The organism is Pseudomonas sp. NFPP24 (assembly GCF_900112095.1).
Lineage (GTDB): Bacteria > Pseudomonadota > Gammaproteobacteria > Pseudomonadales > Pseudomonadaceae > Aquipseudomonas > Aquipseudomonas extremorientalis.
The window spans coordinates 253,638-271,094 of the sequence record NZ_FOKD01000004.1 but is presented as its reverse complement, the minus strand read 5'-3'; the positions used below and the strand labels follow the sequence as shown (position 1 = coordinate 271,094).

16 protein-coding genes are annotated in these 17,457 nt (G+C 59.9%); 8 read left to right on the top strand and 8 right to left on the bottom strand.

What is annotated here, in order from left to right; genetic code table 11:
* Positions 1-54: 54 nt before the first annotated feature.
* Positions 55-2,505: a glycogen/starch/alpha-glucan phosphorylase gene (locus BM026_RS10735; protein ID WP_071492413.1), complete on the bottom strand. Its 2,451-nt coding sequence runs from the start codon at positions 2,503-2,505 to the stop codon at positions 55-57.
* Between the two features lie 228 nt (positions 2,506-2,733).
* Between BM026_RS10735 and BM026_RS10730 the strand changes: the two genes are divergently transcribed.
* A complete protein-coding gene (locus tag BM026_RS10730) occupies positions 2,734-3,168 on the top strand; it encodes a YkgJ family cysteine cluster protein (protein ID WP_093528470.1) in 435 nt (144 codons plus the stop codon).
* A 193-nt stretch (positions 3,169-3,361) separates the two neighbouring features.
* On the opposite strand, the gene typA is transcribed toward BM026_RS10730, so the two are convergent.
* Positions 3,362-5,182 (bottom strand): translational GTPase TypA, encoded by a 1,821-nt coding sequence (gene typA / locus BM026_RS10725; protein WP_058423717.1) that lies wholly within the window; start codon positions 5,180-5,182, stop codon positions 3,362-3,364.
* A gap of 139 nt (positions 5,183-5,321) precedes the next feature.
* A complete protein-coding gene (gene thiI / locus BM026_RS10720) occupies positions 5,322-6,776 on the bottom strand; it encodes a tRNA uracil 4-sulfurtransferase ThiI (protein WP_071492415.1) in 1,455 nt (484 codons plus the stop codon).
* 334 nt (positions 6,777-7,110) lie between these two features.
* On the opposite strand from thiI, the gene glnA reads away from it, so the two are divergent.
* The gene (gene glnA, locus BM026_RS10710; RefSeq protein ID WP_017529544.1) at positions 7,111-8,517 is read left to right on the top strand and encodes a glutamate--ammonia ligase; all 1,407 of its coding nucleotides are present in this window, start codon (positions 7,111-7,113) and stop codon (positions 8,515-8,517) included.
* Between the two features lie 70 nt (positions 8,518-8,587).
* Here glnA and BM026_RS29355 read toward each other — a convergent pair whose 3' ends face one another.
* Positions 8,588-8,710, bottom strand: a complete 123-nt coding sequence (locus BM026_RS29355) for a hypothetical protein (protein ID WP_256575398.1) — start codon at positions 8,708-8,710, stop codon at positions 8,588-8,590.
* Positions 8,711-9,145: 435 nt separating this feature from the next.
* Between BM026_RS29355 and BM026_RS10705 the strand changes: the two genes are divergently transcribed.
* From BM026_RS10705 to ntrC, 4 genes are all read left to right on the top strand, one after another.
* Positions 9,146-9,682 (top strand): chorismate mutase, encoded by a 537-nt coding sequence (locus BM026_RS10705; RefSeq protein WP_093513495.1) that lies wholly within the window; start codon positions 9,146-9,148, stop codon positions 9,680-9,682.
* 77 nt (positions 9,683-9,759) lie between these two features.
* Positions 9,760-10,185, top strand: a complete 426-nt coding sequence (locus BM026_RS10700) for a cupin domain-containing protein (RefSeq protein WP_092246286.1) — start codon at positions 9,760-9,762, stop codon at positions 10,183-10,185.
* 295 nt (positions 10,186-10,480) lie between these two features.
* The gene (gene glnL, locus BM026_RS10695; RefSeq protein ID WP_056860661.1) at positions 10,481-11,566 is read left to right on the top strand and encodes a nitrogen regulation protein NR(II); all 1,086 of its coding nucleotides are present in this window, start codon (positions 10,481-10,483) and stop codon (positions 11,564-11,566) included.
* Entirely contained in the window at positions 11,563-12,999 is a 1,437-nt protein-coding gene (gene ntrC / locus BM026_RS10690) for a nitrogen regulation protein NR(I) (protein ID WP_058423720.1), read from the top strand. The genes glnL and ntrC overlap by 4 nt, the downstream gene beginning before the upstream one ends.
* A 471-nt stretch (positions 13,000-13,470) precedes the next feature.
* On the opposite strand, the gene BM026_RS10680 is transcribed toward ntrC, so the two are convergent.
* On the bottom strand, positions 13,471-13,911 hold the full coding sequence (locus BM026_RS10680; RefSeq protein ID WP_093121454.1) for a hypothetical protein: 441 nt from the start codon (positions 13,909-13,911) through the stop codon (positions 13,471-13,473).
* Here BM026_RS10680 and BM026_RS10675 point away from each other — a divergent pair.
* Positions 13,910-14,365 carry a tRNA (cytidine(34)-2'-O)-methyltransferase gene (locus BM026_RS10675; protein WP_003171120.1) on the top strand — a complete coding sequence of 152 codons (456 nt, stop codon included), beginning with the start codon at positions 13,910-13,912 and terminating at the stop codon, positions 14,363-14,365. The genes BM026_RS10680 and BM026_RS10675 overlap by 2 nt on opposite strands.
* A gap of 126 nt (positions 14,366-14,491) precedes the next feature.
* Here the strand turns inward: BM026_RS10675 and secB are convergent, their stop codons facing one another.
* From secB to BM026_RS10660, 3 genes are read right to left on the bottom strand one after another with little or no spacing between them, the layout of a single operon-like run.
* A complete protein-coding gene (gene secB, locus BM026_RS10670; protein WP_010213875.1) occupies positions 14,492-14,971 on the bottom strand; it encodes a protein-export chaperone SecB in 480 nt (159 codons plus the stop codon).
* Between the two features lie 41 nt (positions 14,972-15,012).
* A complete protein-coding gene (grxC, locus tag BM026_RS10665; protein ID WP_033896917.1) occupies positions 15,013-15,267 on the bottom strand; it encodes a glutaredoxin 3 in 255 nt (84 codons plus the stop codon).
* Position 15,268: 1 nt separating this feature from the next.
* Positions 15,269-15,682, bottom strand: coding sequence for a rhodanese-like domain-containing protein (locus BM026_RS10660; RefSeq protein WP_010213877.1), 414 nt, complete (start codon positions 15,680-15,682; stop codon positions 15,269-15,271).
* Between the two features lie 151 nt (positions 15,683-15,833).
* Here BM026_RS10660 and gpmI point away from each other — a divergent pair, with 151 nt between their 5' ends.
* Positions 15,834-17,360, top strand: coding sequence for a 2,3-bisphosphoglycerate-independent phosphoglycerate mutase (gpmI, locus tag BM026_RS10655; protein WP_093513496.1), 1,527 nt, complete (start codon positions 15,834-15,836; stop codon positions 17,358-17,360).
* The last annotated feature ends 97 nt before the right edge of the window (positions 17,361-17,457 follow it).

The following is a 17,457-nucleotide window of genomic DNA, read 5'->3' as shown; positions in this document are numbered from 1 at the left end:
TGACAGGCTGCTATCGGGGGCAAGCCCCCTCCCACATTTTTGGATCAGCGATGTTTAGTCGAGGGCTTTCCAGATCTCGGTCGCGTACTCCCTGATCGTCCGGTCCGAGCTGAACCAGCCCATGCGCGCCGTATTCAGCACCGCCGAACGCCACCACGCCTTGGAATCATGCCAATGCGCCTCGACCCGCGCCTGGGCGTCCCAGTACGAATCGAAGTCGGCGCACACAAGGAATCGATCGTAGTCGATCAACCCATCGATCAACCCCACGTAGCGGCCCGGATCATCCGGCGAGAACACCCCGCCGCGGATCGCTTGCAGCACATCGTTCAACCGATGGGAGGCGGCGATGTCCGGCCCGGCGTTGAACTCCCCGGCGTGTTTGCGGGCTTCCACTTGCTGCGCGCTGAGGCCAAAGATAAACATGTGCTCGGCCCCCACGCGCTCATGCATTTCAACGTTGGCGCCGTCCATGGTGCCGATGGTCAGCGCACCATTGAGGCCGAACTTCATGTTGCTGGTGCCCGAGGCTTCGAAGCCGGCGGTAGAGATCTGCTCCGACAAGTCCGCCGCCGGAATGATGCTTTCCGCCAGGCTGACGTTGTAGTTAGGCAGGAACACCACCTTGAGCAGGCCGCGCACGGTCGGGTCGTTGTTGACGGTGCGCGCGATGTCGTTGGTCAGCTTGATGATTAACTTGGCCTGGTGGTAACTGGCCGCCGCCTTGCCCGCGAAGATCTTCACGCGCGGCACCCAGTCGGTGCCCGGCTCGGCACGGATCGCCTGGTACAGCGCCACGGTGTGCAGCAGGTTGAGCAGTTGGCGCTTGTACTCGTGGATACGCTTGACCTGCACGTCGAACATCGCCGCCGGGTTCACCGCAATGCCCAGGCGCTCGTGGATGATGTCGGCCAGTGCACGCTTACTGTGTAAACGTTGCTCGGCAAACGTCTTGCGGAATGTCTGTTTCTCGGCAAAGGGTTCAAGCTCCAGCAGTCGCTCTTCGGGCTTGTCGAGAATGTCCGGACCGAGCGCCTCCACCAGCATGGACGTGAGCTTGGGGTTGGCCTGGTACAACCAGCGGCGGAAGGTAATGCCGTTGGTCTTGTTGTTGATGCGCTCCGGGTACAGCTTGTGCAGTTCGGAGAACACAGTGCTGCGCATCAGTTGTGTGTGCAGGCCGGACACGCCGTTGACGCTGTGGGAACCGAGGAACGCCAGGTTACCCATGCGCACACGGCGGCCGTTGTCTTCTTCGATCAGTGAGACGGCGCGCAGCACATCGAAATCGTGGATGCCTTTGGCGCGCAGCGAATCGATGTGCTGGGCGTTGATCAGGTAGATGATCTGCATGTGCCGGGGCAGCATGCGTTCCATCAGGCCCACAGGCCAGGTTTCCAAGGCTTCGGGCAACAGCGTGTGGTTGGTGTAGGAAAGGGTTTCAACGGTGACGTCCCAAGCCGCTTCCCACGGAATATCGTGCAAATCCACCAACTGCCGCATCAACTCGGCCACGGCAATGGACGGGTGCGTGTCGTTGAGCTGGATCGCCGCGTGTTCGCCCAGGCTCAGCACCGAGCCGTGCATGTTCTTGTGACGGCGCAGCAGGTCCTGCAATGAAGCGGAGACAAAGAAGTATTCCTGACGCAGGCGCAGTTCCTGCCCCGCTTCGGTGCTATCGGCTGGGTAAAGTACGCGGGAGATGCTTTCAGCCCGGGCCACTTCGGCGACAGCGCCCAAGTGGTCACCGGCGTTGAAGCGCTCCAGGTGCAAGTCTTCCACCGCACGGGCGCGCCACAGGCGCAGGGTGTTGACGCTGGCGCCACGCCAGCCGACCACCGGAGTGTCGTAGGCCACGGCCCGGACGGTTTCGTTGGGCGACCACACCTGAATCATCTTGCCGGAGGCATCCGCCAGGGTTTCGACGCTGCCGCCAAAGCCGATCGGGTAAATCACTTCGGCCCGCTCGAACTCCCACGGGTTGCCGAAATCCAGCCAACGCTCGGTCTGCTCCTGCTGCCAGCCATCGACAATCGCCTGGCGGAATAAGCCGTGCTCATAACGAATGCCATAACCATGGCCGGCAATGCCCAGGGTCGACATGCTTTCCATGAAGCACGCGGCCAGGCGGCCCAAGCCACCGTTGCCGAGCGCCGCGTCGGGCTCCAGCAGGCGAATGCGCTCCAGGTCGACACCCAGCTCGGACAACGCTTCGCGCGCAATCTCCAGCACGCCAAGGTTGCTCAGACTGTCGTAGAGCAGGCGGCCGATGAGGAATTCCAGGGAAAGGTAATAAACACGCTTCTGGCCTTTGCGGTAGATACGCCGCGTATGGTCCATCCAGTGGTCGACCATCTGGTCGCGGGCGGCCAGGGCAATGGCTTCGAACCAGTCGTGGTCGAAGGCGTGATCCGGGTCCTTGCCCACCGCGTAGGTGAGTTTGGTCAAGACGGCATCGCGGAATGCGGCTACCTCTGCTTCTCGTGCAAGTGGTTCCTGAGACATCAATTGCGACCTCGGGCGAGATAGAAGGAGTTGCTAGAGCCTAGACGGTCTGACAGGCGGTAGACGCGCTGGTTCGGCAGTTTTTTAACGCATTCACCGTTGTGTGAATTAGATGCAGGGGTCGTGCCCGATCTGCCTTTGAGCTGAAACCCAGAAAATATTGTTCAAAAAATCACCAATCCCGGTATGATCGCGCGCCCGGATACAGCCCCACCTTTTGGAACCCTGATGAAGCCTCAATTGATCGCCGCCGCGGAACCCGACCGTCTTGAAACATGGCAGAAATATTCCGCGCATATGTGCGGTGGTTGCGTGTCCAGCTGCTGCACGCTGCCGGTCGAAGTGAAGATCAAGGACCTGATCCGTATTGGCATCGTCGATGAATTCGAGCGTGGCGACCCGCCGAAGAACATCGCCAAGCGCCTGCAGAAGGAAGGCATCGTCGAGCGCTTCAATTCCAAATCCGAGATTTTTACCCTGCAGCGCATGAGCAACAACGATTGCCTGTACCTGGATCGTAAGACGCGCTTCTGCACTATTTATGACAAGCGCCCGGATACCTGCCGCAACCACCCGAAGATCGGGCCGCGTCCGGGATATTGCGCGTACAAGCCGAAGGAAGTGGTGCGCGAGACCACGTTCAAGACCCTCGACAAGTTCTGATCAGGGTTTTTCGGGGCTTTCAAGGGCCCTATCGGGGGCAAGCCCCCTCCCACATTTTGAACTGTGAACACCTTCAAGTGTGGGAGGGGGCTTGCCCCCGATGAGGCCAGTAAAGCCACCCCACAAAATGCAGGCGCAAAAAAACGCCCCCGGCCTTTCGACCGGGGGCGTTTTTCATTCAGCCTGAGTTAACTCAGTTCTTGGCTTTCTTGGCAGCGCGGGTACGCTCGCCTTCGTCCAGGATCTTCTTACGCAGGCGGATCGACTTAGGCGTGACTTCACACAGCTCGTCGTCCTGGATGAATTCCAGGGCCTGTTCCAGGGTGAAGCGAACAGGTGGAACCAGGGCGATGGTTTCGTCTTTACCCGAAGCACGCATGTTGTCGAGCTTCTTGCCTTTGGTTGGGTTGACGCCCATGTCGTTGTCACGGCTGTTCAGACCAACGATCTGACCGTTGTAGATCTCTTGACCGTGTTCAACGAACAGCTTGCCACGCGCCTGGAGGGTTTCCAGGGAGTAGGTCAGTGCCTTGCCGGTTTCTACCGAGACCAGAACACCGTTCTGACGGCCGGACATGTCGCCGGACTTCATGGTGTCGTAGCGATCGAAGATCGAGGTCAGGATGCCAGCACCGTTGGTCAGGGTCAGGAACTGGTTACGGAAACCGATCAGACCGCGAGCAGGGATGTTGTATTCCAGACGCACACGGCCTTTGCCATCCGGCACCATGTTGGTCAGGTCGCCTTTACGCAGGCCCATCTCTTCCATGACCTTGCCCTGGGATTCTTCAGGGGTGTCGATGGTGACGTTTTCGAACGGTTCCTGCTTCACGCCGTCAACTTGACGGATGATCACTTCAGGACGACCAACGCCCATTTCGAAGCCTTCGCGACGCATGGTTTCGATCAGTACCGAGAGGTGCAGCTCACCACGGCCGGAAACCTTGAACTTGTCAGCCGAGTCGCCTTCTTCAACGCGCAGTGCAACGTTGTACAGCAGCTCTTTGTCCAGACGCTCCTTGATGTTACGGGAGGTCACGAACTTGCCTTCTTTACCGCAGAAAGGCGAGTCGTTTACCTGGAAGGTCATGGAAACGGTTGGCTCGTCAACGGTCAGAGGCTTCATCGCTTCTACCGCGTCCGGGTGGCACAGGGTATCGGAGATGAACAGCGAGTCCATACCGCTGATGCACACGATGTCGCCAGCTGCAGCTTCTTCAACGTCGATGCGGTGCAGGCCGTGGTGGCCCATCAGCTTCAGGATACGACCGTTGCGCTTTTTGCCGTCGGCGCCGATAGCGACAACCGGGGTGTTCGGCTTGACGCGACCACGGGCGATACGGCCAACGCCGATAACACCCAGGAAGCTGTTGTAGTCCAGTGCCGAGATCTGCATCTGGAACGGACCGTCACGGTCAACAGCCGGCGCAGGTACGTTGTCGACGATCGACTGGTACAGCGGGGTCATGTCTTCAGCCATGTCGGTGTGGTCCAGACCGGCAATACCGTTCAGGGCCGAGGCGTAGACGACTTTGAAGTCCAGCTGTTCTTCGGTGGCACCCAGGTTGTCGAACAGGTCGAAGATCTGGTCCAGAACCCAGTCCGGACGCGCGCCTGGACGGTCAACCTTGTTGATGCACACGATCGGACGCAGGCCGGCTTCGAAGGCCTTCTTGGTCACGAAACGGGTTTGCGGCATAGGGCCGTCTTGAGCGTCAACCAGCAGCAGAACGGAGTCCACCATCGACATTACGCGTTCGACTTCGCCGCCGAAGTCGGCGTGGCCCGGGGTGTCCACGATGTTGATGTGGTAGCCGTTCCAGTTGATGGCGGTGTTTTTCGCCAGGATGGTAATACCGCGCTCTTTTTCCTGGTCGTTGGAGTCCATCACGCGCTCGTCGTTGAGCTCGTTGCGCTCCAGGGTGCCGGACTGACGCAGGAGTTTGTCTACCAGGGTGGTTTTACCATGGTCAACGTGAGCAATGATGGCGATGTTACGTAGATTTTCGATCACTTGTGTATCTCGATCAGAGGATTCGGTGTGCTGACAGGTCGTGGCAGCGATTAACAGTAGAGTCAGGCCTTGCCGTTACAGCTTGACGGCAGAGTCGGGGGGCCGGTGACGCAGGCCACAGGCAAACAGCCCCGGGCTCTTAGCTCGGTCGATAAACGCGCACATTGGCATGCCCCTCACTGAGCAAATGGTGGGCATGCAGGCGACTCATCACGCCTTTGTCGCAATACAGCAGGTACTGACGGCTGTTATCCAGTTCCTTGAAACGCGCGTTCAATGCATAGAACGGCAGCGTTTGTACGTCGATGCCGGCGATTTCCAGCGGCTCATCCTCAGCGGCATCCGGGTGACGGATGTCGATGACGATCTGGCCGGCCAGGGCTTCGCTGACTTCTTCGATCTTGATGTCCTGGCCCAGCTCGTCGATGACGCGATCGATCGGGACCAGTTTGGCGTTCTCGAGCGCACGCTCCAGAATCGCCATGTCGAATTCTTTCTCTTCATGCTCCACGCGGTGACGCTTGGCGTGGGTCTTGGGGTTCACCGAGATGACCCCGCAGTACTCGGGCATGTGCTTGGCAAAATCGGCGGTGCCGATCTGCTCTGCCAGGTCGATGATGTCCTGCTTGTGGCTGGCGATCAGTGGGCGCAGTACCAGCTTCTCGGTAACACAATCGATGATCGACAAGTTCGGCAGCGTCTGGCTCGATACCTGGGAGATCGCTTCACCGGTGACCAGCGCGTCGATCTGCAACTGGTCGGCGATCCGCGAGGCAGCGCGCAACATCATACGCTTCAATACCACGCCCATATGACTGTTATCGACTTTGCCGAGAATTTCGCCCAGCACTTCCTCGAACGGCACGCTCACAAATAGCACGCGTTGGGAGCTGCCGTACTTCTTCCAGATAAAGTGCGCAACTTCCATCACGCCCAATTCGTGTGCACGCCCGCCCAGATTAAAGAAGCAGAAGTGGCTCATGAGGCCGCGACGCATGATCTGGTAGGCCGCCACCGTGGAATCGAAACCGCCGGACATCAGTACCAGGGTCTGTTCCAGAGCGCCCAGCGGGTAGCCGCCGATGCTGTTGTGCTGGCTGTGGATCACAAACAACCGTTGGTCGCGAATTTCCATGCGCACTTCAATTTGCGGTGCTTTCAGGGAAATTCCGGCAGCGCCACACTCGCGACGCAGCTTGCTGCCGACATATTTCTCGACGTCCATGGAGCTGAAGCTGTGCTTGCCGGCACGCTTGCAGCGCACCGAAAAGATCTTGCCGGTAAGCGAGTCGCCGTAGTGCTGTTTGCACTTCTCGGTGATGTCGTCGAAGTCGCCCAGCGGGTACTCATCCACCTGCAGGAAGTGCGCGATCCCCGGCATGCAGCTCAGGCGCTCGGTCATGTCCTTCAAGGCTTTGGGCTCGGTGACACGGGTTTCCAGCTCGAGGTTGTCCCACACGCCGTTCACCACCACAGCCGGGTCCAGATCGCGGAGCACGGCACGGATGTTCTTGGCCAACTGACGGATGAAACGCGTCCGTACCGGTCGGCTTTTGATGGTGATCTCGGGGAAGACTTTAACGATTAATTTCATGGAAACAGCGCGCGCCGGGCCTGCTGAAAAAGGGGGGCGCGGATTATAGCGGAAATCGCTCAAGGTTTAACCAGTTAATATGCACAGCAGGCGCAACGCACTAAATGGGTGCACCTGCACGCCTTTGCGCTACATTGAGGTGCGCTATTTTCGGGCTTTTGTCGTAATGCACCGTTATAGGGGCGTTTTTGGAACAGAAAACCCATGTTGGCGCACTGGCATGCAATTTGCTCTCTTGTGAGGCAGGTTGCCATGGCGGAGTATCCGCGCCGGCATCACCCACATTCTAAGGGCTAACTCCACTACCCCAGCCCGAAGCCACCCGGAGGACACTATGTCGAAGTCGGTTCAACTCATCAAAGATCATGACGTTAAATGGATTGATCTGCGCTTCACGGACACCAAAGGCACTCAGCACCACGTGACCATGCCGGCTCGCGACGCGCTGGATGATGCTTTCTTCGAAGAAGGCAAAATGTTCGACGGTTCCTCCATCGCTGGCTGGAAAGGCATCGAAGCTTCCGACATGATCCTGATGCCGGACGACAGCACTGCTGTTCTCGACCCGTTCACCGAAGACCCAACCCTGATCATCGTCTGTGACGTGATCGAGCCTTCGACCATGCAAGGCTACGACCGCGACCCACGTGCGATCGCCAAGCGTGCCGAGGAATACCTGAAGTCCACCGGTATCGGCGACACCGTATTCGTAGGCCCGGAGCCAGAATTCTTCATCTTTGATTCGGTCAAGTTCAAGTCCGACATTTCCGGCTCCATGTTCAAGATCTTCTCCGAACAAGGCTCCTGGATGTCCGACCAGGACGTGGAAGGCGGCAACAAAGGCCACCGTCCAGGCGTCAAGGGAGGCTACTTCCCGGTTCCGCCATTCGACCACGACCACGAAATCCGTACCTCCATGTGCAACGCCATGGAAGAAATGGGCCTGGTCATCGAAGTGCACCACCACGAAGTGGCCACTGCCGGCCAGAACGAAATCGGTGTGAAGTTCAACACCCTGGTCGCCAAGGCTGACGAAGTACAGACCCTGAAGTACTGCGTACACAACGTGGCTGATGCCTACGGCCGTACCGCGACCTTCATGCCTAAGCCACTGTACGGCGATAACGGTTCGGGTATGCACGTTCACCTGTCCATCGCCAAAGAAGGCAAGAACACCTTCGCAGGCGAAGGTTACGCCGGCCTGTCCGACACTGCCCTGTACTTCATCGGCGGCATCATCAAGCACGGTAAGGCCCTGAACGGCTTCACCAACCCGTCGACCAACTCCTACAAGCGTCTGGTCCCAGGTTTCGAAGCTCCGGTAATGCTGGCCTACTCCGCTCGCAACCGTTCCGCCTCGATCCGTATTCCTTACGTGTCCAGCCCACGTGCTCGCCGTATCGAAGCGCGCTTCCCGGACCCGGCAGCCAACCCATACCTGGCCTTCGCGGCACTGGTCATGGCCGGTCTGGACGGTATCCAGAACAAGATCCACCCTGGCGACGCCGCCGACAAAAACTTGTACGACCTGCCGCCTGAAGAGGCCAAAGAGATCCCACAAGTGTGCGGCAGCCTGAAAGAAGCCCTGGAAGAGCTGGACAAGGGCCGTGCGTTCCTGACCAAAGGCGGCGTATTCAGCGACGACTTCATCGATGCCTACATCGAGCTGAAAAGCGAAGAAGAAATCAAGGTTCGCACCTTCGTACACCCACTGGAATACGAGCTGTACTACAGCTGCTGATCCGGTAGCGCTGCTTAACGTGGCGTGACGAAAAAGACCTCCTTCGGGAGGTCTTTTTTTTGCCTGGGGTTTAGCTGGCCGGGGGATGGCGGTCGAGCATCTGGCCGACCATCTGCGTGCCCGGCGCACTCAGTTGGTGAATGGCCAGGGTTGTGGATTGGGGGTTGGCTTGAACATTTTCTACATTCCTCAAGTGAGGCCGCCTTCGCTTCGCTACTAAACGAAAGGGTGGCAGCTGCGCGCGGGTTAGTAGACCGGTGAATGTAGAAGCCCGGCGCATCCAAGGATGCCCTGCGCGCAACCACCATCAAGCACAGGCTTTAGAAACCTGATTGATGGAGAATGCACGACCTACAATTCGAATCCAGGCTACTAAACCTGATCGCTGATGAGCAGCGACCGAGCAACCTTAGAGACGACAAGCCAGCCGTACAAGCCGGCGGATTCTGGCGTAACTGCAGGCAAGCACGCAAGTTAAGGTAGCCTCTGCCTGACGCCGCTGTAGACCTGCAAACCCAATCAAAAAAGGTGGGAGGGGGCTTGCCCCCGATTGCAGTGTGTCAGCCAGCCCATCTGGCACTGACACTCCACCATCGGGGGCAAGCCCCCTCCCACAAGGAGATCTTCAATGAAACATAGACTTGTGTTCGCCCTGTTGTTCGCAAGTGCCAGTGCCAGTGCCGCGCCGCCCACCCTGGAGCCGCTGCTCAACAGCATCGCCGAACGCCTGGAGATCGCCGACCAGGTAGCCCTGAGCAAATGGGACAGCCACAAGCCGGTAGAGGACAAAAAGCGCGAACAAGAAGTGATCGCCAGCGTCGTCGCCCAGGCACCGAGCTACAAATTGGCGTCTGCCGCCGTCGAGCAGTTTTTCTCGGCGCAGATCGAGGCGAACAAACTGGTGCAGTACACCCATCTGTCAGACTGGCAGTTCCAGGGCAAGGCACCTGACGATCCACGCCCCGACCTGGTGAAACAGATCCGCCCGCAGTTGGACGAATTGCAAAAACGCCTGCTGCAGCAATTGGCTGACTTCACCCCGCAGCGCACCGATCCACAGTGCCCACAATGGCTGGCCGAAGCCGTGCATGAGCCGCTGAACGATCCGTTGCGTCAGCTGGCGATGATCCGCGCCACGGCCGAACTGTGCACTGGACCTACTTGATTTGAGGACCCGTCCTGCATCTTCACCGAGGCCGGCAGCCATAGCCTGACTGTTCATTTATCGAACAGGATGGAACCATGATCACCCTCAAGTGCTGGATTGCAGCAGCGGTGGGTTTGTCGTTGCTTGGCTGCGGCACCCACCCAAAGAACGCCGTACACATCGAAAAAGAGGTGTTGCTTGAACGCAGCGCGTCATGGGATGGCACACCTTACAAAGCCTACCCCTCAGGTCCGCCGCAACTGACGCTCATACGCCTCAAGATCCCTGCGCACACGCAATTGCCCTGGCACACTCACCCAATGCCAAATGCCGCCTACATCGTTTCGGGAGAGCTGACCGTTGAAACCCGTAAGAGCGGGCTGACGCGCACCTTGAGGCAAGGGCAAACCCTTGCCGAGATGGTAGGCATTGAGCATCGCGGTATTACCGGCAACACCCCGGTCGAGCTGCTGGTCTTTTACGCGGGCCGTCCGGGCATGCCACTTTCCGAACAACACTGATCCATCCCCCACTCCGGATCGTTTTCACCGCGCCCTGAAAACGATCCACTCGCCACTTCCTGAACAACCTTCACAAAACCGCACTATATTGGTGCGATAGGCTGCACCCTTCCCACTTGCCCAGCCCATTTTGGTTCGAAACTTCCCGTGCAAGCTGGCAGAACGCCACAGTTTCGCGCCTGAAACACCCATTTCAGGGCTTTCACGCTTCTTTTCGGAGCCTTGGTTTGGTTTTTGCATTTTCCATGTATCAGCGTGTGCCTCAAGCCCGCGCCTTGCTCCAAAAGAGGTCCTGATGACCATCAGCGATGCACTGCACCGTTTGCTACTCGACAACCTGACCACCGCGACCATCCTGCTCAATGACGACTTGCGTCTTGAGTACATGAATCCGGCGGCGGAGATGCTCCTGGCCATCAGCGGCCAGCGCAGCCATGGGCAGTTCATCAGCGAATTGTTCACCGAGTCGGCCGAAGCCCTGAGTTCGTTGCGCCAGGCGGTGGAGCAGGCACACCCGTTCACCAAACGCGAAGCGATGCTCACCGCCCTCACCGGCCAGACACTGACCGTCGACTATGCCGTGACCCCCATCCTGAGCAACGGCGCGACGTTGCTGCTGCTGGAAGTACACCCGCGCGATCGCCTGCTGCGCATCACCAAGGAGGAAGCGCAGCTGTCCAAGCAGGAAACCAGCAAGATGCTGGTGCGCGGCTTGGCCCATGAGATCAAGAACCCACTGGGCGGCATTCGCGGTGCGGCGCAGTTGCTGGCCCGTGAGCTGCCGGAGGAACACCTCAAGGACTACACCAACGTCATCATCGAGGAGGCCGATCGCCTGCGTAACCTGGTGGACCGCATGCTCGGCTCCAACAAGTTGCCGTCACTGGCGATGACCAATGTGCACGAAGTGCTTGAGCGCGTCTGCCAGTTGGTGGAAGCCGAAAGCCAGGGCTGCATCACCCTGGTGCGTGACTACGATCCGAGCATTCCCGACGTATTGATCGACCGCGAACAGATGATCCAGGCAGTGCTCAACATCGTGCGCAATGCCATGCAGGCCATCAGCAGTCAGAATGAGCTGCGCCTGGGTCGCATCAGCCTGCGCACCCGCGCCCTGCGCCAGTTCACCATCGGCCACGTGCGCCATCGCCTGGTGACCAAGGTCGAAATCATCGACAACGGCCCGGGCATTCCTGCGGAACTCCAGGAAACCATTTTCTTTCCCATGGTCAGCGGCCGCCCGGACGGTACCGGGCTGGGCCTGGCCATCACCCAGAACATCATCAGCCAGCACCAGGGTCTGATCGAATGTGAAAGCCATCCCGGCCACACCACGTTCTCGATCTTTCTGCCTCTGGAACAAGGAGCCCCATCGACATGAGCCGTAGTGAAACTGTCTGGATCGTCGATGACGACCGTTCTATCCGCTGGGTCCTCGAGAAAGCCTTGCAACAGGAAGGCATGACCACCCAGAGCTTCGACAGCGCCGACGGGGTGATGAGCCGCCTGGCGCGCCAGCAGCCCGATGTGATCATCTCCGACATCCGCATGCCCGGCGCCAGTGGCCTGGACTTGCTGGCGCGGATTCGCGAGCAGCACCCGCGCCTGCCAGTGATCATCATGACCGCGCACTCGGACCTGGACAGCGCTGTCGCGTCCTACCAGGGCGGTGCCTTTGAGTACCTGCCCAAGCCGTTCGACGTGGACGAGGCGGTGGCACTGGTCAAGCGCGCCAACCAGCACGCCCAGGAACAGCAGAACCAGGAAGCCCCACCGGCCCTGACCCGCACCCCGGAAATCATCGGCGAAGCGCCGGCGATGCAGGAAGTTTTTCGCGCCATCGGGCGCTTGAGCCACTCCAACATCACCGTGCTGATCAACGGCGAATCCGGCACCGGTAAAGAGCTTGTCGCTCATGCACTGCACCGCCACAGCCCACGGGCGGCCTCGCCGTTCATCGCGCTGAACATGGCGGCGATTCCCAAGGACTTGATGGAATCCGAGCTGTTCGGCCATGAAAAAGGCGCGTTCACCGGCGCGGCCAACCTGCGGCGCGGGCGTTTTGAACAGGCTGACGGCGGCACCTTGTTTCTCGATGAAATCGGCGACATGCCGGCCGATACCCAGACCCGCCTGCTGCGGGTGCTGGCTGACGGTGAGTTCTATCGCGTTGGCGGGCACACGCCGGTCAAGGTCGACGTACGCATCATTGCGGCAACCCACCAGAACCTGGAAACCCTGGTACACGCCGGCAAATTCCGTGAGGACTTGTTCCATCGCCTCAACGTGATCCGTATCCACATTCCACGCATGTCGGACCGTCGCGAAGACATCCCGACCCTCGCCCGTCACTTCCTCAGCCGCGCCGCCCAGGAGCTGGCCGTCGAGCCGAAACTGCTGAAAAGCGAGACCGAGGAGTACCTGAAGAACCTGCCGTGGCCGGGCAACGTGCGCCAGCTGGAGAACACCTGCCGCTGGATCACCGTGATGGCGTCCGGGCGCGAAGTGCATATCAGCGACCTGCCACCGGAGCTGCTGAGCCTGCCGCAGGACTCTGCACCGGTAACCAACTGGGAGCAGGCGCTGCGCCAGTGGGCCGACCAGGCCCTGGCACGCGGCCAGTCGAGCCTGCTGGACAGCGCTGTGCCGGCCTTTGAGCGGATCATGATCGAGACCGCCTTGAAACACACCGCCGGTCGCCGTCGCGATGCCGCCGTGTTGCTGGGCTGGGGCCGCAATACCCTGACGCGCAAGATCAAGGAACTGGGGATGAAGGTCGACGGTGGGGATGATGACGAGGGTGATGAAACCTGAATCTCGGATCCACTCAAGACCCAATGTGGGAGGGGGCTTGCCCCTCCCACATTTGGACCTCTACAAGGTTCCAGCACCGTGCACCGCTTCAACGCACCGTGAACCGGCATCGAGCATGGATCTGGTAGCGAAAGCCAGAGCCTCACTCAATAGAACCCCCGAGCCGAAAACACCAAAGCCCCGTATTCCGGGGCTTTGCGCTTTCTGGCGTAATTTTTTGGCACATATTGCGAATTTTGGCACGCGCCCTGCAATAACCCTGGTACTACCCAGTTTCGGGGACCTTGGTACAGGCAGGCCGAGAATCCCCTCTTTACACCCGGGGTGCTTGATGCGAATCGCGTCGCGCTCCACACCGCTTTGGGGAACCTCGGTACAGGCAGGCCGGGGATTCCCTCTTTAACACCGAAGCTTTGCAAGCTTCACCCCGTTTTGGGAGCCCTGGTACAGGCAGGCCGGGAACTCCCTCTTTTATTCCTCCTGGAGATGGATCTCCAGCCGCCAACGGCCATCGGCCTTCTCGCCCTTCCACTCCCCACGCAACGGTCGCGCCGCCACCAGGTTCAGCAGCAGGCCGCCATCGGTCTTGCGTATGCGCCAGTTCACGTCCTTGTCATTGACCTTGAGCCGTCCACTCGCGGCCTTGCCCTGGGCGTCGAACAACAGCGCCACAGTGCCGTCGACGTGCTCGCCGTGCAACTTGGGTTCGCCGTTGAACCACACCACCACGCCGTCCCTCGCGGTCTCGACCTGTTGCAGTTCGACCGGCTCCGGGGTGGTCAGGCGACCGATCATCAGGCCGACCATCATGCCGACAATCGCCAAAGAGCCCATGACCCTCGGCATAAGCTTCGGCCTCGGGTCCTCTTCGAGGGTAGAATGCAGCGCATCTTTGCCTTCGGAGCCGTGCATGTTTCACGTCATCCTTTTTCAACCAGAAATTCCGCCGAATACCGGCAACGTTATCAGGCTGTGCGCCAACAGTGGCTGCCACCTGCATTTGATCGAACCGCTGGGCTTCGACATGGACGACAAGCGCCTGCGCCGTGCCGGGCTGGATTACCACGAGTACGCCACGCTCAAACGCCACGCCGACCTGGCCAGTTGCCTGGAAAGCCTGGGCCACCCACGGCTGTTCGCGTTCACCACCAAGGGGTCGCGGCCGTTCCATGATGCCAGCTTTGCCGAGGGCGATGCGTTCCTGTTCGGCCCGGAAAGCCGGGGCCTGCCGGCCGAGGTGCTCGACGCCCTGCCCGACGGCCATCGCCTGCGTTTGCCGATGCGCGAGGGCTGCCGCAGCCTGAACCTGTCCAACACCGTGGCCGTCGCCGTCTACGAAGGCTGGCGCCAGCTCGGCTTCAAATAACACACATAACAAATGTGGGAGGGGGCTTGCCCCCGATGACGGAGTGTCAGTCGACATCTATGTGACTGATCCACCGCTATCGGGGGCAAGCCCCCTCCCACATGGGGTCCTGCACCGGGTTCGAGATTACTGAACCGTCGACGAACCTTCCTGTTGCATGCGCTGCAGCTCTTGCGCGTACAGGGCATCGAAGTTCACCGGAGCCAGCATCAGCGCAGGGAACGAGCCACGGGTGACCAGGCTGTCCAGGGTCTCACGGGCATACGGGAACAGGATGTTCGGGCAGAACGCGCCCAGGGTGTGACTCATGGACGCTTCGTCCAGGCCCTGGATCAGGAAGATACCGGCCTGTTGCACTTCAGCGATGAAGGCCACTTCTTCGCCATTCTTGACGGTCACGGACAGGGTCAGCACGACTTCGTGGAAGTCGCCTTCCAGTGCCTTCTGGCGGGTGTTCAGGTCCAGCGCAACGCTTGGCGTCCATTCCTGACGGAAGATGGCCGGGCTTTTCGGCGCTTCGAACGACAGGTCACGCACGTAGATGCGCTGCAGCGAGAACTGTGGCGCTTGGGCTTCTGCAGCTTCGGTGTTCTGTTGGTCAGTCATCGCAGATCCTTGTGATCTTGAGGTCTTTTAGGGTTTAGGAGTCAGACGAGCAGCAGCGCATCCAGTTTACCGGCGCGCTCCAGGGCGAACAGGTCGTCGCAGCCACCGATGTGCCTGGCGCCGATCCAGATCTGCGGCACGGACGTGCGCCCCGCCTTCTGGGCCATTTCGGCGCGCACTTGCGGTTTGCCGTCGACCTTGATTTCTTCGAAGGCAACACCCTTCTTCTCAAGCAGGGCCTTGGCCCGCATGCAGTAAGGGCACCAATCGCTGGAATACACGACAACCTGGCTCATATCACTTCACCAGCGGCAGGTTATCGGCGCGCCAGCTGCTGATGCCACCGGACAACTTGGCGGCGGTGAAACCGGTCTTGAGCATTTCGCGGGCGTGGGTGCCGGCGTGCTGGCCTTGGGCGTCGACCAGGATGATGGTCTTGGCCTTGTGCTTTTCCAGCTCGGCCAGGCGCGCGATCAGCTTGTCCTGAGGAATGTTCAGGGCGCCGACGATGTGACCGGTGGCGAAATCCTTGGCCGGACGAATGTCCACGACAACGGCCTCATCCTTGTTGACCAGCGCGGTCAGCTCCGCCGTGCTCAGGCTGCGGCCACCGCGGCTCAATTCATGAGCGATCAGCAGCGCCAGCAGGATAACGAAGGCACCCACGAGCAGGTAGTGGGCAGTGGCAAATGCAATCAGGTGATCAACCATCAAGGAGGTTCCAGGGCGTTAAAATGGCGGTAAGTATACACAGCCGCCAGGGGGGGCCAACCCCCGTAAAGCGGTGACGTGGTCGGAACTTCGCTTTAAACTGCCACTCCCTTTTCAATTGTCTTCCTTTATTACCGCCGCGAGAGGATCTATGACTACTACGCCTAAACCTTTGGTCCTGATAATTCTCGATGGCTTCGGACACAGTGAAAGCCACCACGACAACGCGGTATACGCGGCCAACAAGCCTGTCCTCGACCGCCTGACCGCCACCGTACCCAACGGCCTCATCTCCGGCTCGGGCATGGACGTGGGCCTGCCGGACGGCCAGATGGGCAACTCGGAAGTCGGCCACATGAACCTCGGCGCCGGACGAGTGGTGTATCAAGACTTCACACGCGTGACCAAAGCGATCCGCGATGGCGAGTTCTTCGAGAACCCGACGATTTGCGCGGCGGTCGATAAAGCAGTGGCTGCCGGCAAGGCCGTGCACTTCATGGGCCTGTTGTCCGATGGCGGCGTCCACAGCCACCAGGACCACCTGGTCGCCATGGCCGAACTGGCCTTCAAGCGCGGCGCCGACAAGATCTACCTGCATGCCTTCCTCGACGGCCGCGACACCCCGCCGAAAAGCGCGCAATCGTCCATCGAACTGCTCGACACCACCTTCGCCGCCCTCGGCAAGGGCCGCATCGCCAGCCTGGTGGGCCGTTACTTCGCCATGGACCGTGACAACCGCTGGGACCGCGTCTCCCAGGCTTACAACCTGATCGTCGACGGCCAGGCCGAATTCAACGCCGCCACCGCCCAGGAAGGCCTGGAAGCCGCCTACGCCCGTGGCGAAAGCGACGAGTTTGTCAAAGCCACCACCATCGGCGAGCCAGTGAAGGTCGAAGACGGCGACGCCGTGGTGTTCATGAACTTCCGCGCCGACCGCGCCCGTGAGCTCAGCCGTGTGTTTGTCGAAGACGGCTTCAAGGAGTTCGAGCGCGCCCGCCAGCCAAAAGTGCAGTACGTGGGCCTGACCCAATACGCCGCCAGCATCCCGGCCCCCGCCGCCTTTGCCCCGGGCAGCCTGGACAACGTGCTGGGCGATTACCTGGCAAAAAATGGCAAGACCCAGCTACGCATTGCCGAAACCGAAAAATACGCCCACGTAACCTTCTTCTTCTCCGGTGGTCGCGAAGAGCCGTTCCCGGGTGAAGAGCGCATCCTGATCCCATCACCAAAGGTCGCCACCTACGACCTGCAGCCGGAGATGAGCGCGCCGGAAGTCACCGACAAGATCGTCGACGCCATTGACCACCAGCGTTACGACGTGATCGTAGTCAACTACGCCAACGGCGACATGGTGGGCCACAGCGGCAACCTGGAAGCTGCGACCAAGGCCGTGGAATGCCTGGACCTGTGCGTCGGCCGTATCGTCGACGCCCTGGAAAAGGTGGGCGGCGAAGCGCTGATCACGGCCGATCACGGCAACTGCGAGCAGATGTCCGACGAATCCACCGGCCAGGCCCACACTGCTCACACGACCGAACCGGTGCCGTTCATCTACGTCGGCAAGCGTGATTTCAAGGTGCGTAGCGGTGGCGTGCTGGCGGATGTGGCGCCGACCATGCTGATGCTGATGGGGCTGGAGAAGCCGGTGGAGATGACCGGGACTTCGATTCTGGTCTGATTTCCAGCTTCACCGAAAAACAATGTGGGAGGGGGCTTGCCCCCGATTACGGTAGATCAGCTGACACCTATGTGGCTGACACACTGCAATCGGGGGC